General features: G+C 66.6%; 4 protein-coding genes. All 4 read right to left on the bottom strand.

Features of this window, described 5'->3' with window-relative positions; translation table 11 throughout:
- The coding region (locus HY703_13535) for a hypothetical protein (GenBank protein MBI4546215.1) at positions 1-93 on the bottom strand (93 nt) is incomplete at its 3' end.
- Positions 94-110: 17 nt separating this feature from the next.
- The gene (fusA, locus tag HY703_13530; GenBank protein MBI4546214.1) at positions 111-2,201 is read right to left on the bottom strand and encodes an elongation factor G; all 2,091 of its coding nucleotides are present in this window, start codon (positions 2,199-2,201) and stop codon (positions 111-113) included.
- Positions 2,202-2,278: 77 nt separating this feature from the next.
- Positions 2,279-2,749: a 30S ribosomal protein S7 gene (gene rpsG, locus HY703_13525; protein ID MBI4546213.1), complete on the bottom strand. Its 471-nt coding sequence runs from the start codon at positions 2,747-2,749 to the stop codon at positions 2,279-2,281.
- A 2-nt stretch (positions 2,750-2,751) separates the two neighbouring features.
- Positions 2,752-3,123 carry a 30S ribosomal protein S12 gene (locus HY703_13520; GenBank protein MBI4546212.1) on the bottom strand — a complete coding sequence of 124 codons (372 nt, stop codon included), beginning with the start codon at positions 3,121-3,123 and terminating at the stop codon, positions 2,752-2,754.
- Positions 3,124-3,241 lie beyond the last annotated feature (118 nt).

Raw genomic sequence — 3,241 nt, 5'->3', positions numbered from 1 at the left:
CGCCGCCGTTAATGTGGTCTTCCCATGATCCACATGCCCGATCGTCCCTACATTCACGTGCGGCTTCGTCCGCTCAAACTTCGCCTTCGCCATGGCTCCCCCCTGGCTCGCTACCCGCGCACTTTGGAGATGATTTCCTCGGCCTTGGACTTGGGCACTTCCTCGTAATGCGAGAACTGCATGGAGTAGACGGCGCGCCCCTGGCTGAGCGAGCGCAGCGTGGTCGAGTAGCCGAACATCTCGGCCAGCGGCACGCTGGCGCCGATGACCTGGGCATCCGCGCGCTGGGTCATGCCGCCGATGCGGCCGCGGCGGCTGGACAGGTCGCCCATCACATCGCCCAGGTAGTCGGCCGGTGTCACGACCTCGACATCCATGATGGGCTCGAGCAGCACCGGCTCCGCGCGCCGCACACCCTCCTTGAGCGCAATGGACCCGGCGATCTTGAAGGCCATCTCACTGGAGTCCACGTCGTGATACGAGCCGTCGATCAGCTCGACCCGGACATCTACCATGGGGTAGCCGGCCAGCACGCCCGTCTCCATGGCCTCCTTGATCCCCTGCTCGACGGGACCGATGTACTCCCGGGGAATGGTGCCGCCAATGATCTTGTCCTCGAAGACGAAGCCCTGGCCCGGCTCGGCCGGCGCAATGTTGATGATGACGTGGCCGTACTGCCCGCGGCCGCCCGTCTGGCGGATGAACTTCCCCTCGACATTCTGCGCCGCCCGGCGGATCGTCTCCCGGTACGCGACCTGGGGCCGGCCAATGTTGGCGTCCACGCGGAACTCACGCTTCAGCCGGTCGACCAGGATCTCGAGGTGCAGCTCGCCCATCCCGCTGATGATGGTCTGCCCTGTATCGGGATCGGTGTGCACGCGGAACGTCGGGTCCTCCTCGGCCAACTTGCCCAGCGCCTGGGAGAGCTTGTCCTGATCCGCCTTCGTGCGCGGCTCGATGGCCACGCTGATCACCGGCTCCGGGAAGCGCATGGCCTCCAGGATCACGGGGTGGCCGGCGTCACACAGCGTGTCACCCGTCTTCGTGTCCTTGAGGCCGATGGCAGCGGCAATGTCGCCGGCAAACACCTCGTCCCGCTCCTCCCGATGGTTGGCATGCATCTGGAGCAGACGCCCCACCCGCTCCCGCCGGTCCTTGGTCGAGTTGTAGACGTAGGAGCCGGCCTTGAGCGAGCCCGAGTAAACGCGGAAGTAGGTCAACTTCCCGACGTAGGGGTCGGTCGTGATCTTGAAGGCCAGCCCGGCGAACGACTCGTCATCGGCGGCGCTGCGCTCTACGGTGGTCGAGTCATGGTGCGGGAGATGGCCGCGAACCGGCGGGATATCCACGGGAGAGGGAAGGTAGTCGATGACGCCGTCCAGAAGCTGCTGCACGCCCTTGTTCTTGAAGGCCGAGCCGCAGAAGACCGGCACCAGTCCCCCGGAAATGGTCGCCTTGCGGATGGCGCGACGGATCTCGGCTTCCTCCAGCTCCGCGCCCTCGAGGTAGCGCTCGAGCAGCTCCTCGTCGTATTCCACTGCCGCTTCCAACAGGTCGTGGCGCAGCGTCTCGACGCGGTCACTCAGCGCATCGGGCACAGGCCCTTCGGTCCAGCGGGCGCCGAGCGACTCCTCGTCGTAGACCAGTCCCTGCCGCCGCAGCACATCGATCACGCCCGTGAACAGCTCGCCCTGTCCCAGCGGGTACTGCACGGGGAACGCCCGGGCGCCCAGCCTATCCCGGATCATGTCCACCACGTGCTCGAAGTCCGCGCCCACGCGGTCCAGCTTGTTGACGAAGGCGATGCGAGGCACGGCGTAGCGGTCCGCCTGACGCCACACCGTTTCCGACTGCGGCTCGACGCCGCCCACGGCGCAGAACACGGCAATGGCGCCGTCCAGCACGCGCAGACTCCGCTCCACCTCGACCGTGAAGTCCACGTGGCCGGGCGTGTCGATGATGTTGATGCGGAAGTCCTCGCCCAGGCGCTGCCAGTAGCAGGTCGTGGCCGCGGAGGTGATGGTGATGCCGCGCTCCTGCTCCATCCAGTCCATGGTGGCAGCGCCGTCATGCACCTCGCCCAGCCGGTGGACCCGCCCGGTGTAGAACAGGATCCGCTCGGTGGTCGTCGTCTTCCCGGCATCGATGTGCGCCATGATGCCGATGTTGCGAAGCTTTGGTAGCGGCGTGAGTCTGGGCATAATCTAGATTCTTATCGACGCCGCCCGGGACGGGCTCACGAGCTCCGGCTCGTATGGCCCGCCCGGGAAGGGCGCCTCTACCACCGGTAATGCGCGAAGGCCTTGTTGGCCTCCGCCATCCGGTGCGTGTCATCCTTCTTCTTGATGGCGTTCCCCTCGTTGCGGCTGGCGGCCAGCAGCTCGTTGGCCAGCCGCTCCGCCATGGTCTTGTCGCCCCGCTCGCGCGAATACGTCACCAGCCACTTCATGGCCAGCGCCGTGCGCCGCTCCGGCCGCACCTCGAGCGGCACCTGGTAGGTCGCACCGCCCACGCGACGGCTTTTCACCTCGAGCACCGGCTTCACGTTGTTCAACGCCTGCTTGAACACGTTGATCGCCGGCTGACCGGTCTTCTCCTCGACCATGCGCATGGCGTCGTAGAAGATGCGCTCGGCCACCGACTTCTTCCCCTCGAACATCAGGCTGTTGATGAACTTGGAGACCGTCGTCGAACCGTACTGCGGGTCCGGCGGCGCCTCCCGTTTCACCGCGCGTTGCCGTCGACTCATGGCTACTTCGGCCTCTTGGCTCCGTACTTGGAACGGCCCTGGCGCCGGTCCCCCACGCCGCTGGCATCCAGCGTGCCGCGAATGATGTGGTAACGCACGCCCGGCAGATCCTTCACGCGGCCGCCGCGAATCAGCACGATCGAGTGCTCCTGCAGGTTGTGCCCCTCCCCCGGGATGTAGGCCGTGACCTCGTAGCCGTTGGTCAGCCGGACGCGCGCCACCTTGCGCAGCGCCGAGTTGGGCTTCTTGGGCGTGGTGGTGTACACGCGCGTGCACACGCCCCGCTTCTGCGGGTTCGCCTGCAGAGCGGGCGCCTTATCCCGCTTCTCCACCTTCCGCCGGCCGCGGCGGATCAACTGGTTGATGGTCGGCATGACCCTGGTGCGTCCTCTCCCCCCGGCTCGCTAGCGAAAAAACGCGGGGACGCATGCCCCCGCAGCGGTCCGGCCAACAGAGCCGGACAGACTTGGAAGGTTAAGCGCGGGCGGGCTT

It is taken from the genome of Gemmatimonadota bacterium, from assembly GCA_016209965.1.
Classification (GTDB): Bacteria; Gemmatimonadota; Gemmatimonadetes; order Longimicrobiales; family RSA9; genus JACQVE01.
The sequence above is the reverse complement of the archived record's forward strand: the minus strand, read 5'-3'. Positions and strand labels throughout refer to the sequence as shown.